The 17,934-nt window shown below is 61.7% G+C and carries 16 protein-coding genes; 10 read left to right on the forward strand and 6 right to left on the reverse strand.

Annotated features, from left to right (window positions below; translation table 11 throughout):
* The first annotated feature begins 73 nt into the window (after nt 1-73).
* The 3 genes from LOY70_RS25175 (at nt 74) to LOY70_RS25185 (ending at nt 2,573) form a co-directional block, all read left to right on the forward strand.
* Nucleotides 74-1,630, forward strand: a complete 1,557-nt coding sequence (locus LOY70_RS25175) for a bifunctional aminoglycoside phosphotransferase/ATP-binding protein (protein WP_265030320.1) — start codon at nt 74-76, stop codon at nt 1,628-1,630.
* Between the two features lie 94 nt (nt 1,631-1,724).
* Nucleotides 1,725-2,066, forward strand: coding sequence for a pentapeptide repeat-containing protein (locus LOY70_RS25180; RefSeq protein WP_265030321.1), 342 nt, complete (start codon nt 1,725-1,727; stop codon nt 2,064-2,066).
* A gap of 234 nt (nt 2,067-2,300) precedes the next feature.
* The gene (locus LOY70_RS25185; protein ID WP_123344899.1) at nt 2,301-2,573 is read left to right on the forward strand and encodes a TfoX/Sxy family protein; all 273 of its coding nucleotides are present in this window, start codon (nt 2,301-2,303) and stop codon (nt 2,571-2,573) included.
* Between the two features lie 661 nt (nt 2,574-3,234).
* On the opposite strand, the gene LOY70_RS25190 is transcribed toward LOY70_RS25185, so the two are convergent.
* Genes LOY70_RS25190 through LOY70_RS25205 form a run of 4 tightly spaced genes read right to left on the reverse strand, consistent with a single transcriptional unit; the run spans nt 3,235 to nt 6,787 of the window.
* Nucleotides 3,235-4,071, reverse strand: a complete 837-nt coding sequence (locus tag LOY70_RS25190; RefSeq protein WP_413776658.1) for a ChaN family lipoprotein — start codon at nt 4,069-4,071, stop codon at nt 3,235-3,237.
* A 36-nt stretch (nt 4,072-4,107) separates the two neighbouring features.
* A complete protein-coding gene (locus LOY70_RS25195) occupies nt 4,108-4,875 on the reverse strand; it encodes a heme ABC transporter ATP-binding protein (protein WP_265030323.1) in 768 nt (255 codons plus the stop codon).
* On the reverse strand, nt 4,875-5,858 hold the full coding sequence (locus LOY70_RS25200) for a FecCD family ABC transporter permease (RefSeq protein WP_265038190.1): 984 nt from the start codon (nt 5,856-5,858) through the stop codon (nt 4,875-4,877). The genes LOY70_RS25195 and LOY70_RS25200 overlap by 1 nt, the downstream gene beginning before the upstream one ends.
* A gap of 50 nt (nt 5,859-5,908) precedes the next feature.
* Nucleotides 5,909-6,787, reverse strand: a complete 879-nt coding sequence (locus LOY70_RS25205) for a heme/hemin ABC transporter substrate-binding protein (RefSeq protein WP_265030324.1) — start codon at nt 6,785-6,787, stop codon at nt 5,909-5,911.
* A 263-nt stretch (nt 6,788-7,050) separates the two neighbouring features.
* Here LOY70_RS25205 and LOY70_RS25210 point away from each other — a divergent pair, with 263 nt between their 5' ends.
* Entirely contained in the window at nt 7,051-7,368 is a 318-nt protein-coding gene (locus LOY70_RS25210; protein WP_025215506.1) for a Rieske (2Fe-2S) protein, read from the forward strand.
* Here LOY70_RS25210 and sfsA read toward each other — a convergent pair.
* Together sfsA and LOY70_RS25220 are read right to left on the reverse strand one after the other, a co-directional pair.
* The gene (gene sfsA / locus LOY70_RS25215; RefSeq protein WP_123344893.1) at nt 7,324-8,079 is read right to left on the reverse strand and encodes a DNA/RNA nuclease SfsA; all 756 of its coding nucleotides are present in this window, start codon (nt 8,077-8,079) and stop codon (nt 7,324-7,326) included. The two genes, LOY70_RS25210 and sfsA, sit on opposite strands and share 45 nt — an antisense overlap.
* Nucleotides 8,079-9,251 (reverse strand): pyridoxal phosphate-dependent aminotransferase, encoded by a 1,173-nt coding sequence (locus tag LOY70_RS25220; protein ID WP_123415360.1) that lies wholly within the window; start codon nt 9,249-9,251, stop codon nt 8,079-8,081. The genes sfsA and LOY70_RS25220 overlap by 1 nt, the downstream gene beginning before the upstream one ends.
* 350 nt (nt 9,252-9,601) lie before the next feature.
* Here LOY70_RS25220 and dksA point away from each other — a divergent pair, with 350 nt between their 5' ends.
* From dksA to LOY70_RS25250, 6 genes are all read left to right on the forward strand, one after another.
* Nucleotides 9,602-10,045 carry an RNA polymerase-binding protein DksA gene (gene dksA / locus LOY70_RS25225; RefSeq protein WP_123344891.1) on the forward strand — a complete coding sequence of 148 codons (444 nt, stop codon included), beginning with the start codon at nt 9,602-9,604 and terminating at the stop codon, nt 10,043-10,045.
* Nucleotides 10,046-10,277: 232 nt separating this feature from the next.
* Nucleotides 10,278-11,168 (forward strand): tRNA glutamyl-Q(34) synthetase GluQRS, encoded by an 891-nt coding sequence (gene gluQRS / locus LOY70_RS25230; RefSeq protein WP_265030325.1) that lies wholly within the window; start codon nt 10,278-10,280, stop codon nt 11,166-11,168.
* Between the two features lie 78 nt (nt 11,169-11,246).
* On the forward strand, nt 11,247-11,423 hold the full coding sequence (locus LOY70_RS25235; RefSeq protein ID WP_003176118.1) for a hypothetical protein: 177 nt from the start codon (nt 11,247-11,249) through the stop codon (nt 11,421-11,423).
* The gene (locus LOY70_RS25240) at nt 11,407-14,361 is read left to right on the forward strand and encodes a sensor histidine kinase (protein ID WP_265030326.1); all 2,955 of its coding nucleotides are present in this window, start codon (nt 11,407-11,409) and stop codon (nt 14,359-14,361) included. Before LOY70_RS25235 ends, LOY70_RS25240 begins: the two co-directional genes overlap by 17 nt.
* Nucleotides 14,362-14,383: 22 nt before the next feature.
* Nucleotides 14,384-15,814, forward strand: coding sequence for a sigma-54-dependent transcriptional regulator (locus LOY70_RS25245; protein WP_265030327.1), 1,431 nt, complete (start codon nt 14,384-14,386; stop codon nt 15,812-15,814).
* A 719-nt stretch (nt 15,815-16,533) separates the two neighbouring features.
* Complete coding sequence (locus tag LOY70_RS25250) at nt 16,534-17,931, forward strand: polynucleotide adenylyltransferase PcnB (protein ID WP_185045976.1); 1,398 nt, start codon at nt 16,534-16,536, stop codon at nt 17,929-17,931.
* Nucleotides 17,932-17,934: the final 3 nt, after the last annotated feature.

Raw genomic sequence — 17,934 nt, forward strand, 5'->3', positions numbered from 1 at the left:
ACGAGGTTTGCGTTAGCGCGGCTTGCCGCCATAATGACGGCCTTGAATTTTCCCAGACTCTGAAGGATCGCCCGTGAGCCAATCCCTGATCGCCGCCCTGCAAAACCCGGCCCTCTACCCACATCCCGTCGAAGCGTTCCAGGTCATCGAAACCCACATTTCCTGGGTATTGCTCACCGGGCCCTACGCCTACAAATTCAAAAAACCGGTCAATTTCGGCTTCCTCGACTTCACCAGCCTGCAAGCGCGCAAGCATTTCTGCGGTGAAGAATTGCGCCTGAACCAGCGCTTGACCCAGGACCTGTACCTGGAAGTCCTGCCAATCACCGGCAGCGCCGAAGCACCGCAATTGGGCGGCGACGGTCCAGCCATCGAATACGCCCTGAAGATGCGTCAGTTCCCGCAAAGCCAACTGCTCAGCACCTTGCAAGCCAACGGCGAACTGACCACCACGCACATCGACGAGATGGCCGCGCAGATCGCTCAATTTCACCTCAGCACGCCCAAAGTGCCCGCAGAAAACGCTGCCGGCACCCCGGACAGCGTGATGGCGCCCGTGCGGCAGAACTTCGAACAGATTCGCCCGTTCCTCAGCGACAAGGCTGACCTGCTACAACTCGAAGCGCTGCAAGCCTGGGCCGAAAGCAGCTTCGAACGCCTCAAGCCGCTGCTCACCGAGCGCAAGACCGACGGTTTCATCCGTGAATGCCATGGCGATATCCACTTGGGCAACATCACATTGATCGACGGCAACGTGGTGATTTTCGACTGCATCGAGTTCAACGAGCCGTTCCGCTTCACCGACGTCTACGCCGACACGGCGTTCCTGGCGATGGACCTGGAAGACCGTGGCCTCAAGTCCCTGGCACGGCGCTTTGTCAGCCAATATCTGGAGTTGACCGGTGATTACCGGGGCCTGGAACTGCTGAACTTCTATAAAGCCTACCGTGCCCTGGTCCGCGCCAAGGTCGCACTGTTCAGCATGCCCGCCGAAGCCGATCCGGTGCAGCGCGCCACCACCCTTCGCCAATACCGCAACTATGCCAACCTGGCCGAAAGCTACAGCACCATCCCGTCACGTTTCCTCGCCATTACCCACGGCGTTTCCGCCGTTGGCAAAAGCCACGTCGCCATGCGCCTGGTGGAAGCACTGGGGGCGATTCGCTTGCGTTCGGACGTGGAGCGCAAGCGCCTGTTCGGTGAGCAACAAGTCCCCAACGATCCACAAGCCGGCATCTATAGCAGCGATGCCAGCAGCGCCACCTATGCCCGCCTGCATGAAATCGCCGACGTGATTCTGCGCGCCGGTTTCCCGGTGGTGGTCGATGCCACTTACCTCAAGTGCGATCAGCGCGACGCGGCAGCGAAAGTCGCCGAAGCCACGGGTGCTCCATTCCTGATCCTTGATTGCAATGCGCCGCAAGCCGTCATCGAAAGCCGGCTGGCGCAGCGTCAAGCCGACCAGAAAGACCCTTCAGACGCGAACCTGGCCGTCATCGCTGCACAACAAGCCAGCCGTGAAGCCCTCACCCCGGCGGAAATCCTCTGCAGCAAACGGGTCCAAACCAACGAAAGCGGCACGCTCGATGTTGTAGTCGCGCAGATCCGTCAGCGCCTGCCAGGCCTGTAAGTCACTATTTCTTCGGTCGTGAGGCGATACCCGGCTTCACGGCCGTCAAATAGTGGCACTATACTGGCGTCATAAAACCAACAGGTGATATGAAATGAGCCTACCCAAGCTTCTCAATACCCCGCTTTATGCCTTGCTGCGCAAAGACGATATCGCAGGTTTCAACAGTGAACGCCCTCAAGGTCCGATCGACATGCGTGGCGGCGATTTTCGTGGCCTTGATCTGCGGGAACTGAACGCGGACGACATTGATTTCAGCGACGCTTACTTTCGTTCCGCCGATTTGCGCGGCATCGATTTTCGTAAGTCGTCACTGGAAGGCGCGAGCCTGGCCCATGCGCAAATATCCGGTGCCTACTTCCCGCCTGAGTTGTCTGCCGATGAAATCCTGATGTCGATGAACTTCGGCACCCGGCTGCGTTACCGCACCCGCTGACACTGTGGAAACCGGGTAGGCCGATACGCGGCAGACCTGCCACAGAACGGACTGAGCTCCAGCGCCCCCGCTCGCGCTGGACGATGTACCTTGCTGCGCCTTCCCCCTCCATCGTGCGTAATGCATTAGAAGCTTTTGCGTTGAATCCCACCAAAGAATCACGCTTTTCCTACTGACCGCTACACTGCTCAGAAGCTTGCCCAATGCACCAGTCGGCCGTCGCAAGGAGGCTCGATGAATGATGAACTGCAACACCTGAAGAATCTGGGCAAGACATCAGCCCAGTGGCTGCATGCCGTGGGCATTCATAGCGCCTCGGATCTACGCCGGCTTGGCGCGGTGGATGCCTATCGGGCCGTGCGCACTCGCGGCTTCCGGGCTTCCAAGGTGTTGCTGTATGCCATCGAGGGCGCGTTGATGGATGTGCATTGGAACGATATTCCTGCCGAGCGCAAGGAAGCCCTTAATCAGCAGTTGGATGCTCTTTCGACGCGTCATAAGGCCTGATTTCCTTTTTGTATGGGTGATTGGCGTGGTCGTTGATCAGGTTTTTTTGGCGATTCGGAAAACAATGTTTGACATGGTAATGAGAATCGCTATGATTAGCACATCCGGTCGCGAGACTGGTCGATATTTGAACAGCCCTTGGTTCGGACTCTCAGATATCTCCTCATCAGGCTAATCACGGTTATTTGACCCGGCTCTTGCCGGGTCTTTTTTTTGTCTGCTCAAAAGCCACTTTTTTTTTCGGGGTGGGTTTGGGTTTGGGTTTGTGTGTATATCCATTTCTTCGGTAACGGCTGCTTATGGTTCCGCCCTGACGGCGGGTCACTTTCGAAAAGCGCGAAAGTAACCAAAGCGCTTTTGCCCCACCACTCGGTGCCTCGCCTAGGCTCGGCATGCCCTCACTCCGGCATTGCTCCGTGGGCCGCCGCGAAGGACCATCCATGGTCCTGCGCGGCTAACCCGGCATCCATGCCGGGTTGCCCACTGCGCAATGCCTGCGTTCGGCCAGCGTGGTTAATGGGGCGCCGAGATCAACGTCCACAGCAAAAGCAAAAGCAACGGCAACGGCAACGGCAACGGCGGCTTTCGGCGAATTGGCTCGCGGAAAAGTGTCCACTATGTCCCCGCACACCCGTCAACCCTGTGTCCGGTCCGCGCAAGCCTATTCAGTTCTTCGGTTCTCACGCATCTGCGCGCAGTAATCCTGGGGTGGTGTGGCGGGGGTGTACCAGACGTAATCGGCCAAGGCCGATGTCACCTCGCTGCCCTCCTCGGCCAGCATCAGGACGATTGGCGCTTCGCGGGCGCCGAGGTCCAAGGTATGTAACGGCACGCCAACATCCTTGCGTCCATGCCAGGCGCCAGCGAATAGCAATGCGGGTGTCGGTGCACTCAATAGGCGTTCCGCCATGCGCCGGTCACGCTGTTGCTGGACGGCCAGCATCGCCGGCATTTGTGATTCAGGCAGCAGGCCGCAGTGGGATTCGCGGATTTGGCCCAATAGCGCGTTCTTTACCGCAACCGCATTGGCGCGAGTGCCGCTCAAGTCTGGCGCTTGGCGATAGGCGCGTTGGATCTCGGCGGCGTCCAGGTTGGCCGCCAGTAAAGGATAATGTTGTGCCAAGGCGAACTCGACGACGGGCCCGTACAGGTTCCAGTCCCAGCCCGGCGACCAATCCAGTGCGCCAGGCAGATCCTTTGGCAAGGCGGGTAGCCGGCGGACCGCGTCCACCCGTGGCTGTTGGGACGGCGTGAGCATTTCCAGCAGCAGGCTGCCCTGGGCCCGCTGCCCGGCCAAGGCTTGGAGCAGCCATAGCTGCAAGGCGTGGTGATCTCGATTGTCGTGCTGCTCACCCACGACCACCCGGGGTGCCTTCGCCAGGCGCTCGACCAGCGCCTGGGACGTCAGGGCCTGGCCAGTGTGTAAATCACGGATCCGCCCGTCGACCGGGGGCGGCGTGAGGCTCTGACACGCCGTCAATAGAGTCAATGCCAGCATCAGGATCAGGCGCACATCTACATCCTCAAGGTACCCTCAACGGGCGATGATCAATGGATGGCCGCGCTCCGGATGGGGTTGCACCAGCACCTCCAGGCCAAACACCGCTTTGAGCGGCTCCGGGCGCAGCACTTGTTGGGGCGTGTCCAGGGCCATCGGGCGACCGGACGCGAGCAGCAACAGGCGGTCACAGTAACGCGCCGCCAGGTTCAGGTCATGCAGGATCACCAGCACCGCGGCGCCGCGATCAGCGAATTCACGCACCGCCTGCAGGATGGTGTGCTGATGCAGCGGATCGAGCATCGAGGTCGGCTCGTCCAGTAACAAGGTTTGCCCGGCCTCGCCCGGCCACAACTGCGCGAGTACCCGCGCCAAATGCACGCGTTGACGCTCGCCCCCCGATAAAGCCAGGTAACTGCGCCCGTGCAGGTGCGCCGCATCTGCGGTTTGCAACGCCGACGCGACGATTTGTTCATCGCGCGCCCGTCCGCTCTGATGAGGCAGGCGCCCCATGCCGACCACCTCCTCGACACGGAAGGCAAAATCCAGGGTCGAAGACTGCGGCAACACCGCCAGGCGACGGGCGCGCTCGGCACCATTCCATTGCGCCAGCGGCCGATCATCGAGCCAGACCTCTCCCTGGGCCGGGCGCAACTCGCCGCACAGGCCCGCCAACAAGGTACTTTTACCGGCACCATTGGGCCCAAGCACCCCAAGCACTTCGCCGGGTTGGAGCACCAGATCGACATCCGCCAGCACGGTTTGGCGGCCACGGTGAATGTGCAGGTTCTGCGCTCGCAACATCAGGCGCGCCCTCGCAGCAACAGATAAAGAAAGAACGGCGCCCCGATAAAGGCCGTGATGATGCCGATCGGCAGCTCCGCCGGCGCCATTGCCAGGCGTGCCACCAGGTCGGCGAACAGCAGCAGGCTCGCCCCCGCCAGCACTGAAGCTGGCAGCAGGACACGATGGTCGGGGCCCGCCACCAGCCGCACCAGATGGGGTACCACCAGCCCGACAAAACCAATCATGCCCGCTGCCGCCACCGCCGCGCCAACGCCCAAGGCCGTGCACAGCACCAACTCCCGCTTGAGGCCTTCGACGTCGATGCCCAGATGGGCCGCCTCGGACTCTCCCAACAACAATGCATTGAGCGCCCGGCCTCGTCGTGGCAACCAGAGCGCCACCCCGGCGCTGACCAGCAACAGCGGCCACAACCGCGCATAGCTGGCGCCGTTGAGACTGCCCAGGTTCCAGAACGTCAGGGTGCGCAAGGTTGCATCGTCCGCCAGGTAAGTGAGCAGGCCGACGGCCGAGCCGGACAACGCAGTCAGGGCAATACCGGCCAGGAGCATGGTCGCGACATGGGTCTGGCCGTTGCGTCGACCGAGGCGATAGACCAGCGCCGCGACCCCGAGCCCACCGAGAAATGCACACAACGACAGCACATAGGGACCAAAGGCTTCGGGCAATCCACCCAACGCCGAACCGCCCACAATGGCGAAGGCCGCGCCCAACGCCGCGCCAGCGGAAACCCCCACCAGGCCCGGATCGGCCAGGGGGTTGCGGAACAGCCCCTGCATCGCCACGCCAGACAACGCCAACACCCCGCCCACCGCCAGCCCCAGCAAGGTGCGCGGCAGACGAATCTGGCCAAGGATCAGTTCGGCCTGCTCCAGGCCATCGGCGGCCACCGGCAGGCCCAACAGGCGCAACGCGGCGCGCAGGGTATCGAACAACGGCAAGCTCACCGGCCCCAGGGCCAGGGACAGCCAGATCGCCAGCAGACACAGCACACTCAGGCCGATGAACAAGCTGCGCGGCTTGACCAACCGGGTCATGGTGCCTTGGCCGACGGGGTCGGATAGAACCCGGCCGTCAATTGCGCCAGGCTTTGCGGCAACCGCGGGCCCAAGCCGCCTACCAGCAGCGTCGGGTCGAGTTCGATGACACGCCCAGCAGTGGCGGCCCGGGTCGATGAGAGGATCGGATTTTCCTTGAACAAGGCCGCCCGCGCTTCCTCACCGCTTAAGGCGCGGTCGGCGAAGACCAATACTTCGGGATTCAGGCTCGCCAGGGTCTCCACTGAAAACGGCTTGTAACCGCTGTGGGTCGCCAGGTTGTGACCACCGGCCTGCTGCAACAGCCAGTCGGCGGCAGTGCCCTTGCCCGCGACCAGTGACTTGCCGCCAGAGCTGCCCACCAACAGCAGTACGCCGGGCGCCTTTTGTTTGCGCTGGGCCTCGGTCACCCGGGCATTTTGCTCGGCGAGCTGTTTTTGATAGCGGTCGAACAACTGCGCCGCCTCGGCCTCGGCTCCCAGCAACTGCCCCAGGTGCCGTAAATTGCCCTGGAGGGTCAGCAGATCCGGTGTGGCCGAGAACAATTCAACCTGCACCCCGGCGCTGCGGATCTGCGACAACACCGGCGGCGGCCCCATTTCTTCAGTGCCCACCAGGATCTGCGGGCGCAGGCTCAGCACACCCTCCGCCGACAGCTGTCGCTGATAACCGATACTGGGCAGGGCTCGCAAGGATTGTGGATGCTGGCTGGTGGTGTCCACGCCCACCAGTTTCGACTCGCCACCCAAGGCGCTGACCCATTCCGATATTGCGCCGCCGGCACTGACCCAGCGTTGTGGCAAATCGGCCGCAGTGGCCCCTTGGTTCGTCAGCAGTGCGACACAGAACGCAACAACGCGGATATTCAGGCGCATCAGGCAGCTTCCTCGAAGAAGTTTTCCACAGGGTCGAGCATGGACCCGCCTGGCCAAGTATCCTCAACCCCTGCGAAGGTGGCGCCATTTGATAATTGTTTTCATTTAGCCGTCAAGCATGAACCTTCAGCCACACGAAACCCTGTGGAGCGAGCTTGCTCGCGATAGCGACGTGTCAGTCACCGAGATGTTGAAGGTACCCTCGTCATCGCGAGCAAGCTCGCTCCCACAGTGGATTGACTCCGACCAATATCGAGACACACATGAAGTTCCTTTGTACCGCCGCCCAATTGCCCGACAACGGCAGTCGCGGTTTCGACATCGATGGGCGCAAGGTGCTGGCGGTGCGTCGCGCGGGCCAGGTTTATGCCTACCTCAACCGTTGCCCGCACCGCGGCGTGCCATTGGAATGGCAACCCGACCAATTTCTCGACCCCAGCGCCAGCCTGATCCAGTGCGCCACCCACGGCGCACTGTTTCTGATCGAAAGCGGCGAATGCGTGGCCGGCCCCTGCGCCGGTCAGTTCCTGGCGGCGTTAGACAGCCGGGAGGACGAACAAGGGATCTGGGTGCAGCTGTAGTGGTTCGAGCAACACCGGCAACGGACGATCCACCCACATCTGCTCGGCCGTCAGCGTGACGCCATAGGCCAGCACCTCCACCCCCGCCGCCACCGCATCGCGCAAGGCCGCCGCGTACAACGGGTCGATTTCCTGCGCCGGGCGCACCGCCTCGATGCCGCTCAGATTCACGCAATACAGCTGCACCGCCCGCACACCTTCCCGGGCCAGGCAGGCGAGTTCGCGCAGATGCTTGGCCCCGCGCAGGGTCACGGCATCGGGAAATGCCGCCACATCCGTGCCATCAAAACCCAGCGTGACGCTTTTGACTTCGACCCAGGCCGAGCTGTTTTCGTAGTCCAGCCTGAAATCGATACGGCTGTTTTCCTGACCATAGGCCACTTCACGCTTGAGCCCGGTAAACCCGTTCAATTCGCTGATGACCCCGGCGCGCAGAGCCTCTTCGATCAGGGCATTGGCCCGCGCGGTATTGATGCAGGCGAGCCGTCCCTGCGGGGTTTCGCCGATTTCCCAGGTGCCGGGTAGCTTGCGCTTGGGGTCGCTGGAGCGACTGAACCAGACGCGTGCGCCTTCGGCCATGCAATTGAGCATCGAACCGGTGTTCGGGCAGTGAATAGTCAGCAATTCGCCATGAACGGTTTCGATATCGGCGAGAAAACGCTTGTAGCGTCGAATCAGCCGACCTTCTTCCAAAGCAGGGGAGAAAAGCATCAGCCTTGCCAGCTCCGCAGTCCGCGCTCGATTCGCTCCACCGCTTGCTGAAGCCGCGGCAGGCTCTGGGTATAGGCAAACCGCACATGGTGGCCGGCCTGGTAGCGCCCGAAATCCAAACCCGGCGTGAAAGCCACGTGTTCGGTTTCCAGGAAATGCTGGCAGAACGCAAAGGCATCGCCGCCGAAGGCGCTGATATCGGCGTAGAGGTAAAACGCCCCTTCCGGCTCTACCGCGATACCGAAGCCCAACTCACGCAGGGCAGGCAGCAGAAAGTCGCGCCGCAGCGCGAACTCGGCCCGACGTTGCTCGAAGATTTCGATGGTGGCGGGTTCGAAACAGGCCAGGGCCGCGTACTGGGCCATGCTCGGCGCACTGATGTAGAGGTTCTGCGCGAGTTTTTCCAGCTCGCCCACGGCCGCAGAAGGGGCCACCAGCCAGCCAAGCCGCCAGCCGGTCATGCCGAAATACTTGGAAAAACTGTTAAGGACAAAGGCATCGTCGTCGACTTCCAGCACGCTGGCGGCGTCGGTGCCGTAGGTCAAGCCGTGGTAGATCTCATCCACCACCAGATGGCCGTTGTGCCGCTTGATGGCCTTGGACAATCCGGCCAACTCGTCCCGGGTGAGGATTGTCCCGGTCGGGTTGGCCGGCGACGCCACCAATGCGCCGACGCTGTCCTGGTCCCAATGGCGGTCCACCAGGTCCGGCGTCAGTTGATAGCGCACGTCAGGGCCCACTGGTACCAATTGCGCCGCGCCCTCTACCAAGCGCAGGAAGTGACGGTTACACGGATAGCCAGGGTCGGCCAACAACCAGTGCTTGCCCGGGTCCACCAGCAAGGCGCTGGCCAGCAGCAACGCGCCGGATCCACCCGGGGTGACCAGGATACGCCGTGGATCGAGGTCCACCCCGTAGCGCTGGGCATAAAAGCCGGCGATGGCTTCGCGCAATTCGGGAATGCCACGGGCGGCGGTGTAGCGGGTCTTGCCCGCCGCCAGCGCCGCCTGGCCGGCCTGGATGATCGGCTCGGCCGTGGTGAAGTCCGGCTCGCCGATCTCCAGGTGGATGACGTCATGCCCCGCGGCCTGCAATTCATTGGCACGGGCCAGCAGCGCCATCACATGGAAAGGTTCGATGGCGCGGCTGCGCGCACTGTAGGGCTGAGCCATTGGCCTTCCTTCAGGTGAAAAAGAACCGATTCTACCCAACTCTGCGCCCAAGTCAGAAACAACTGCGGAACGAGCGCGAACCTCAAGCGGTCAGAGCCCTCGGATTACTGGAAATGACTCCAGCGATTGGCCCAGGCTTGACTAGAATCAAGCATTGAGCAGGATTACATCTGCACCGAACCGAACCCGACCACGCTTTACAAAGCCCCGGCCGCCGCAGGCTCGACAACCGGGAGTAGCGCGGCCCGATTTGATCTGGTAAGTTCGCCCGCTTGCAGCCGCAGGGCCGGCAGGTGTCGGTGATGGAGCAATCCTGCGTAGTGGATTACAAGAGTAGAGGCGGTCCATTCATGCCCACCCAAGCAAAGCAGAATCAAAATCAGACGCTCAGCGGGTTTGAGCCTTACGTCCCGAAAGCTGGCGAAGAGTACATGGGCGCCCCCATGCGCGCGCACTTCACCAAGATCCTGAATAAGTGGAAACAGGACTTGATGCAGGAAGTCGACCGCACCGTGGATCACATGAAAGACGACGCGGCCAACTTCCCTGACCCGGCCGACCGTGCCAGCCAGGAAGAAGAATTCAGCCTGGAACTGCGCGCCCGTGACCGTGAGCGCAAGCTCATCAAGAAAATCGACAAGACCTTGCAACTGATCGAAGACGAAGAATACGGTTGGTGCGAGTCCTGCGGCGTCGAGATCGGCATCAAGCGACTGGAAGCACGTCCAACCGCCGATATGTGTGTCGACTGCAAGACCCTGGCGGAAATCAAGGAAAAACAGGTCGGCAAGTAACGGCCTGGGCTGTCACAAAAACGGAGCGTTCACACGCTCCGTTTTTTGTTTCTGAAACTTCCTCCAAGCCTGACAAAACCCTGTGGGAGCGGGCTTGCTCGCGAAGGCGATGAAACATTCAACCTATATCTCAGCTGACACACCGCTTTCGTGAGCAAGCCCGCTCCCACAAGGGGCATAGTGATCGCCCCATATATGTTCCCGCCAGACCGGACCCAGTAACATTCTTCCCATGACGCCCACCACCCCCTACATCGGCCGCTTCGCCCCCACGCCCAGCGGCCACCTGCACTTCGGCTCGCTGGTCGCCGCGCTGGCGTCGTACCTGGATGCCCGGGCCGTGGGCGGGCGCTGGTTGCTGCGCATGGAAGACCTCGACCCGCCACGGGAAGAACCCGGCGCACAAGCAGCGATCCTCCGGGCGCTGGAAAGCTACGGGTTTGAATGGGACGGCGAAATGGTCCGCCAGAGCGAGCGCCATGAGGCCTACGACCAGGTCATCAACCGGCTGCTCAGCCAGGGCCTGGCCTATGCGTGCACCTGCTCGCGTAAACAATTGGAGACGTACCAGGGCATTTACCCCGGATTGTGTCGCAACGCCGGGCATGGCATTGAAAACGCCGCCATTCGCCTGCGCGTTCCTGAGCTGGTGTACCACTTTGCCGATCGGGTCCAGGGCGAGTTTCGCCAGCACCTGGGCCGTGAAGTCGGTGACTTTGTGATTCGCCGTCGCGACGGGCTCCACGCTTATCAACTGGCCGTGGTGCTGGACGACGCCTGGCAAGGGGTCACCGATATCGTGCGCGGCGCCGACCTGCTGGACTCCACGCCGCGCCAGCTCTACCTGCAAGAGCTGCTCGGATTGCCACAACCGCGTTACCTGCACGTGCCGTTGATCACCCAGCCCGACGGGCACAAACTGGGCAAATCCTATCGCTCGCCACCGCTGGCGGCCGAGCAGGCCACGCCGCTGTTGTTGCGGGCGCTGCGCGCCTTGGGCCAGCAACCAGGCTTCGAGTTGGTCGACGCCAGCCCGCGAGAATTGCTGGATTGGGGGATTCGCCACTGGGAGGCGGCCAAGATCCCGCGCACACTGACCCTGCCTGAAGCGCAAATACGTTGACGGCCCTTGCAGCTTGGCGCCCATCCGTTACCATCGCCGCACGTTTTCGGGCACGCGCTTAATTAAAGAGAGACCGGGATGTACATCTATCGCTTGGTCCTGCTCCTGGTAGTGGGGATTTACCTGTTCTCCCCGGCCATCATGGATTGGTGGATCGACGCCACGGGTGCCTGGTATCGGCCGTATCTGCTCTGGCTGATCCTGATCGTCGTGACCTTCATCCTGCAGAGCCAAAAAGATGCCGATGAGCTTTAGCCTGACCCAGATGATCCTGATCAGCGCCGCCTACCTGGCGGTGCTGTTCGGCGTGGCCTGGATCAGCGAACGAGGCATGATCCCCCGGGCGATCATCCGCCACCCGCTGACCTACACCCTCTCGCTGGGCGTCTATGCCAGCGCGTGGGCGTTCTATGGCACGGTCGGGCTGGCCTATCAGTACGGCTATGGTTTCCTGTCCAGTTACCTCGGTGTCTCGGGCGCGTTCCTGCTGGCGCCGGTATTGCTCTACCCGATCCTGAAAATCACCCGCACCTACCAACTGTCGTCCCTGGCCGACCTGTTCGCCTTTCGTTTCCGCAGCACCTGGGCCGGCGCACTGACCACCATCTTCATGCTGGTCGGCGTATTGCCGTTGCTGGCCCTGCAAATCCAGGCCGTGGCCGATTCCATCAGCATCCTGACCCGAGAACCCGTGCAGCACCGGGTGGCGCTGAGTTTCTGCGTGCTGATCATCCTCTTCACGATTTTTTTTGGTTCCCGGCACATCGCCACGCGGGAAAAACACGAAGGCCTGGTGTTCGCCATCGCCTTCGAATCGGTGATCAAGCTGATCGCCATCGGCGGAGTCGGCCTCTATGCCCTTTACGGGGTGTTCGATGGTCCGCAACAGTTGGAAGTGTGGTTGCTGCAGAACCAGACCGCCCTCGCCGCCCTGCACACGCCCTTGCAGGAAGGCCCGTGGCGCACACTGTTGCTGGTGTTCTTCGCCTCGGCGATCGTGATGCCGCACATGTACCACATGACCTTTACCGAAAACCTCAACCCGCGTTCGCTGGTCAGCGCGAGCTGGGGCCTGCCGCTGTTCCTGTTGCTGATGAGCCTGGCGGTGCCGCTGATCCTGTGGGCGGGTTTGAAACTGGGGGCCAGCACCAATCCGGAATACTTCACCCTGGGCATCGGCATCGCCGCCAACAGCAAAGCCTTGGCGTTGCTGGCTTATGTCGGTGGCCTGTCGGCGGCCAGCGGGCTGATCATCGTCACCACGTTGGCGCTGTCGGGCATGGCGCTCAACCATTTGGTGCTGCCGCTCTACCAGCCGCCGGCCGAGGGCAATATCTATCGCTGGCTGAAATGGACCCGGCGGGCGCTGATCGTCGCCATCATCATGGCTGGCTACGGCTTCTACTTGATGCTGGGCGAGGGCCAGGACCTGGCCAACCTGGGCATCGTCGCCTTCGTCGCTACCCTGCAGTTCCTGCCCGGCGTGTTGTCGGTGCTGTATTGGCCGACCGCCAACCGCCGCGGTTTCATCGCTGGCCTGCTGGCAGGGATCCTGGTGTGGCTGGTCGCCATGCTGTTGCCGCTGGTGGGCAACTTGCAGGGCTTCTACATTCCGCTGCTCAACATGATTTACGTGCTCGACGACACCAGTTGGCACATGGCAGCCATCGCCTCCCTGGCGGCGAACGTGTTGATGTTCACCCTGATTTCGCTCTTCACCAACGCCAGCAGCGAGGAGGTCAGCGCCGCCGAAGCCTGTGCGGTAGACAACGTCCGCCGCCCGCAGCGCCGCGAGCTGCACGCCGCCTCGCCCCAGGAGTTCGCCACGCAACTGGCCAAGCCCCTGGGCGCCAAGGCCGCGCAAAAGGAAGTCGAACAGGCCCTGCGCGACCTTTATCTACCTTTCGATGAGCGCCGCCCCTACGCCTTGCGCCGCCTGCGGGACCGGATCGAAGCCAACCTGTCGGGCTTGATGGGCCCCAGCGTGGCCCAGGACATGGTCGAGACATTCCTGCCCTACAAGGCCGGCGGCGAGAACTATGTCACCGAAGACATCCACTTCATCGAAAGCCGCCTCGAGGACTACCACTCGCGCCTCACTGGCCTGGCCGCCGAACTGGACGCCCTGCGCCGTTATCACCGCCAGACCCTGCAAGAACTCCCGATGGGCGTGTGTTCCCTGGCCAAGGATCAGGAAATCCTGATGTGGAACAAGGCCATGGAAGAGCTGACCGGCATCGCCGCCCAACGGGTGGTCGGCTCACGCCTGAGCACATTGGGCGAACCGTGGAAAGGCTTGCTGCAAGGCTTCATCGACCTGCCGGACGAGCACTTGCACAAGCAACACCTGGCCCTCGACGGCCAGACGCGCTGGTTGAACCTGCACAAGGCGGCGATCGACGAGCCACTGGCGCCGGGTAACAGTGGCCTGGTGTTATTGGTGGAAGACCTGACCGACACCCAGATGCTCGAAGACAAACTGGTCCACTCCGAACGCCTGGCGAGCATCGGCCGGCTGGCCGCCGGGGTGGCCCACGAAATCGGCAACCCGATCACCGGCATCGCCTGCCTGGCGCAGAACCTGCGCGAAGAGCGCGAAGATGACGGCGAGCTGACCGAAATCAGCGGCCAGATCCTCGAACAGACCAAGCGCGTGTCGCGCATTGTCCAGTCGCTGATGAGCTTCGCCCATGCTGGCGGTCATCAACATAACGATGAGCCCGTCTGTCTGGCCGAAGTCGCCCAGGATGCCATTGGTCTGCTGGCACTCAACCGGCGCAATTTCGAAGTGCAATTTTTCAACCTGTGCGATCCGGATCACTGGGTCGACGGCGATCCCCAGCGGCTCGCCCAGGTGTTGATCAACTTGTTGTCCAACGCGCGTGACGCCTCACCGGCCGGCAGCGCGGTGCGAGTCAAGAGCGAAGCCTTCGAGCACACGATCGACCTGATCGTCGAAGACGAAGGCAGCGGTATCCCACAGAACATCATGGATCGATTGTTCGAACCCTTCTTCACCACCAAGGATCCTGGCGAAGGCACCGGTCTGGGCCTCGCACTGGTCTATTCCATCGTTGAAGAGCATTATGGACAAATCACCATCGACAGCCCGGCCGATGTACAAAGCCAACGCGGCACCCGTATCCGGGTCACCTTGCCGCGTCATGTCGAAGCGACGTCCGCTGTGAACTGAGACCGTCGAGAGAATCGAATCAATGCCGCACATTTTGATCGTCGAAGACGAAACAATTATCCGCTCCGCCTTGCGCCGCCTGCTGGAACGCAACCAGTACCAGGTCAGCGAAGCCGGTTCAGTGCAGGAAGCACAAGAGCGTTTCAGCATCCCCACGTTTGACCTCATCGTCAGCGACCTGCGTCTGCCCGGCGCCCCCGGCACCGAGCTGATCAAGCTCGGCCAGGGCACGCCGGTGCTGATCATGACCAGTTACGCCAGCCTGCGTTCGGCGGTCGACTCCATGAAAATGGGCGCCGTGGACTACATCGCCAAACCCTTCGATCACGACGAGATGCTCCAGGCCGTGGCCCGCATCCTGCGCGACCGACAGACGGCGACTGGCAACGCCGTGGAACCCGTCGGCAAGGCTTCGGCCGCGGCAAAAGCCGGCGCCAGCAACCATAACGGGGAAATCGGCATCATCGGCTCCTGCCCGCCCATGCAGGATCTGTACAGCAAGATCCGCAAAGTGGCGCCAACCGACTCCAATGTCCTGGTCCAGGGCGAGTCCGGTACCGGTAAGGAACTGGTGGCCCGGGCGCTGCATAACCTCTCTCGCCGGGCCAAGGCGCCGATGATCTCGGTGAACTGTGCGGCAATCCCGGAAAGCCTGATCGAGTCCGAGCTGTTCGGCCACGAGAAAGGCGCATTTACTGGCGCCAGCGCCGGGCGCGCCGGGCTGGTGGAAGCGGCGGACGGTGGCACGCTGTTCCTCGATGAAATCGGCGAACTGCCGCTGGAAGCCCAGGCACGCTTGCTGCGCGTGCTTCAGGAAGGCGAAATCCGCCGCGTCGGCTCGGTGCAGTCACAGAAGGTCGACGTACGCCTGATCGCGGCCACCCACCGTGACCTCAAGAGCCTGGCGAAGATCGGCCAGTTCCGTGAAGACTTGTATTACCGCCTGCACGTCATCGCCTTGAAGCTGCCGGCCCTGCGCGAACGTGGCGCGGACGTCAACGAAATCGCCAACGCCTTCCTCGCTCGCCAGAGCGCTCGGGTCAACCGCACCGACCTGAAATTCGCCCCGGACGCCGAGCAGGCGATTCGTCATTACGCCTGGCCGGGGAACGTCCGCGAGCTGGAAAACGCAGTCGAGCGGGCGGTGATCCTGTGCGAGAGCCCGGAAATCTCCGCCGACCTGCTGGGCATCGACATCGAGCTCAGCGAGCTTGACGATGAGGAATTCATCGGCCTGGCCCCGCAACAGGGCGCGGCCAACAACACCAGCCACGAGCCCACCGAAGACCTGTCACTGGAAGACTACTTCCAGCATTTCGTCCTCGAACACCAGGACCACATGACCGAGACCGAACTGGCGCGCAAGCTGGGTGTGAGCCGCAAATGCCTGTGGGAACGCCGCCAGCGCCTGGGCATTCCGCGACGCAAGACCGGCGTGGCCAGCGAAAGCTGAGAGGTGCGCGGGTAACACCGCCCAATGTGAAAAAACTGTTACCTCAGCTTTTTCACGTAACAGAGGCCGGGGTTTACGGTAACGAAACCCCGGCTTTTTTTCGCCCCGAAAAAACCGCTATAAGCTTAGAAGCCCCGGTTTTCCGGGGATTTGCAAAAGTTGGCACGCACCCTGCTATAGCTTTGGTACAAGAACAATAACAAGCAATGCACAAGACAATAAAAATAAGACGAATCGACTCACGCACAATAAAAACAAGACGGCGAGAGGCGCAGCTAACTGATTCTTTTGGAGAGGCGTTGTATTTGGGGCTTGCCCCACAACCAGGCCGAGAACAATAAAAAACTGTCTCAAGACAGGTGCCTGAACTGGTTGGATCGATTGATCACTGCAACACAGCGACCAAAGCAATCCGTTTGCTCTTGGCTCCCGATTGGGAGGGTCACGAAGGGAAAACCTCGTGGCGCGGGCACTCAACAAAAACAAGAAGCCCGAAACCAATAATAAAAATAGAGCACGTAACTAATTCTGGGGGAGCTTCGGCTCCCCTTGTGGTTTCTGTCGTTTCCCTTCCTTGAAGCCTACAAAGCTTGTCGCTTGCGGCTTGCAGCTCAAAAGTGCTGCGTCCTACACCATCCCTCGACTAAATGCTAGAATCCCCGCCCATCATGCGGTCATTCTTCGTTTTTGGCCGAATATTCCTTCAAACAGTGCATCCCATGCTGAAGAAGCTGTTCCAGTCATTCCGTTCTCCCTTGCGTCGTACGCAACACATTCGCAGCACGCCTGAAGTGCTCAACAGCGGCCAGCATTCCCTGCAAAAGGCCCAGTTCAGCCGTTATGCGGTGAACATCGTCGAACGCCTGCAGAACGCCGGTTACCAGGCTTACCTGGTCGGTGGCTGCGTGCGCGACATGCTGCTCAACATCACGCCCAAGGATTTCGACGTCGCCACCAGCGCCACGCCGGAACAGATACGGGCCGAATTTCGCAATGCGCGGATCATTGGTCGGCGCTTCAAGCTGGTCCACATCCACTTCGGTCGCGAAATCATCGAAGTGGCGACATTCCGCGCCAACCACCCGCAAAACGATGAAGAAGAAGACAGCAACCAGTCTTCTCGCAACGAAAGCGGGCGCATCCTGCGCGATAACGTCTACGGCACGCTGGAAGAAGACGCGCAACGCCGCGACTTCACCATCAACGCCCTGTATTACGATCCGGTCAGCGAGCGCATCCTCGATTACGCCAACGGCGTGCATGACATCCGCAATCGCCTGATCCGCCTGATTGGCGATCCAAAGCAGCGCTATCAGGAAGACCCGGTGCGGATGCTGCGGGCCGTACGGTTCGCGGCCAAGCTGGATTTCGGCATCGAAAAACACAGCGCCGCGCCGATTCGCGAACTGGCGCCGATGCTGCGGGAAATTCCTTCGGCGCGCCTGTTCGAAGAAGTGCTCAAGCTGTTCCTGTCGGGCAACGCGGCGGACACCTTCGAGATGCTGGTGGACCTGCAACTGTTCGACCCGCTGTTCCCGGCCAGCGCCGAGGCGCTGGAGCACAACCCGACCTACACCCACACCCTGATCAGCGATGCGCTGATCAACACCGACCTGCGCATCAAGCAGAACAAGCCGGTGACCCCGGCCTTCCTGTTCGCCGCCCTGCTCTGGCCTGCCCTGCCGGCCCGGGTCCTGCGTCTGCAAGAACGTGGCATGCCGCCGATCCCGGCGATGCAGGAAGCCGCCCACGAGCTGATCAGCGAACAGTGCCAGCGCATCGCCATTCCAAAACGCTTCACGATGCCGATCCGCGAGATCTGGGACATGCAGGAGCGCCTGCCACGGCGCAGCGGCAAACGGGCCGACCTGTTGCTGGACAACCCACGTTTTCGCGCCGGCTACGACTTCCTGCTGTTGCGCGAAGGCGCTGGCGAGCAGACCGATGGCCTGGGTGAATGGTGGACTGATTATCAGGACGCCAACGAGAGCGAGCGCCGCGACATGATTCGTGAGCTCAGCGGCAAGGACGACGGCGCCAGTGGCCCGCGCAAGCGTCGCCGTAGCAGCGGCGCCAAGCGTAAACGCGCGGGTGTACCGAGCGCTTCGGGCGAGTAATCG

Source organism: Pseudomonas sp. B21-054, from assembly GCF_026016345.1.
Lineage (GTDB): Bacteria > Pseudomonadota > Gammaproteobacteria > Pseudomonadales > Pseudomonadaceae > Aquipseudomonas.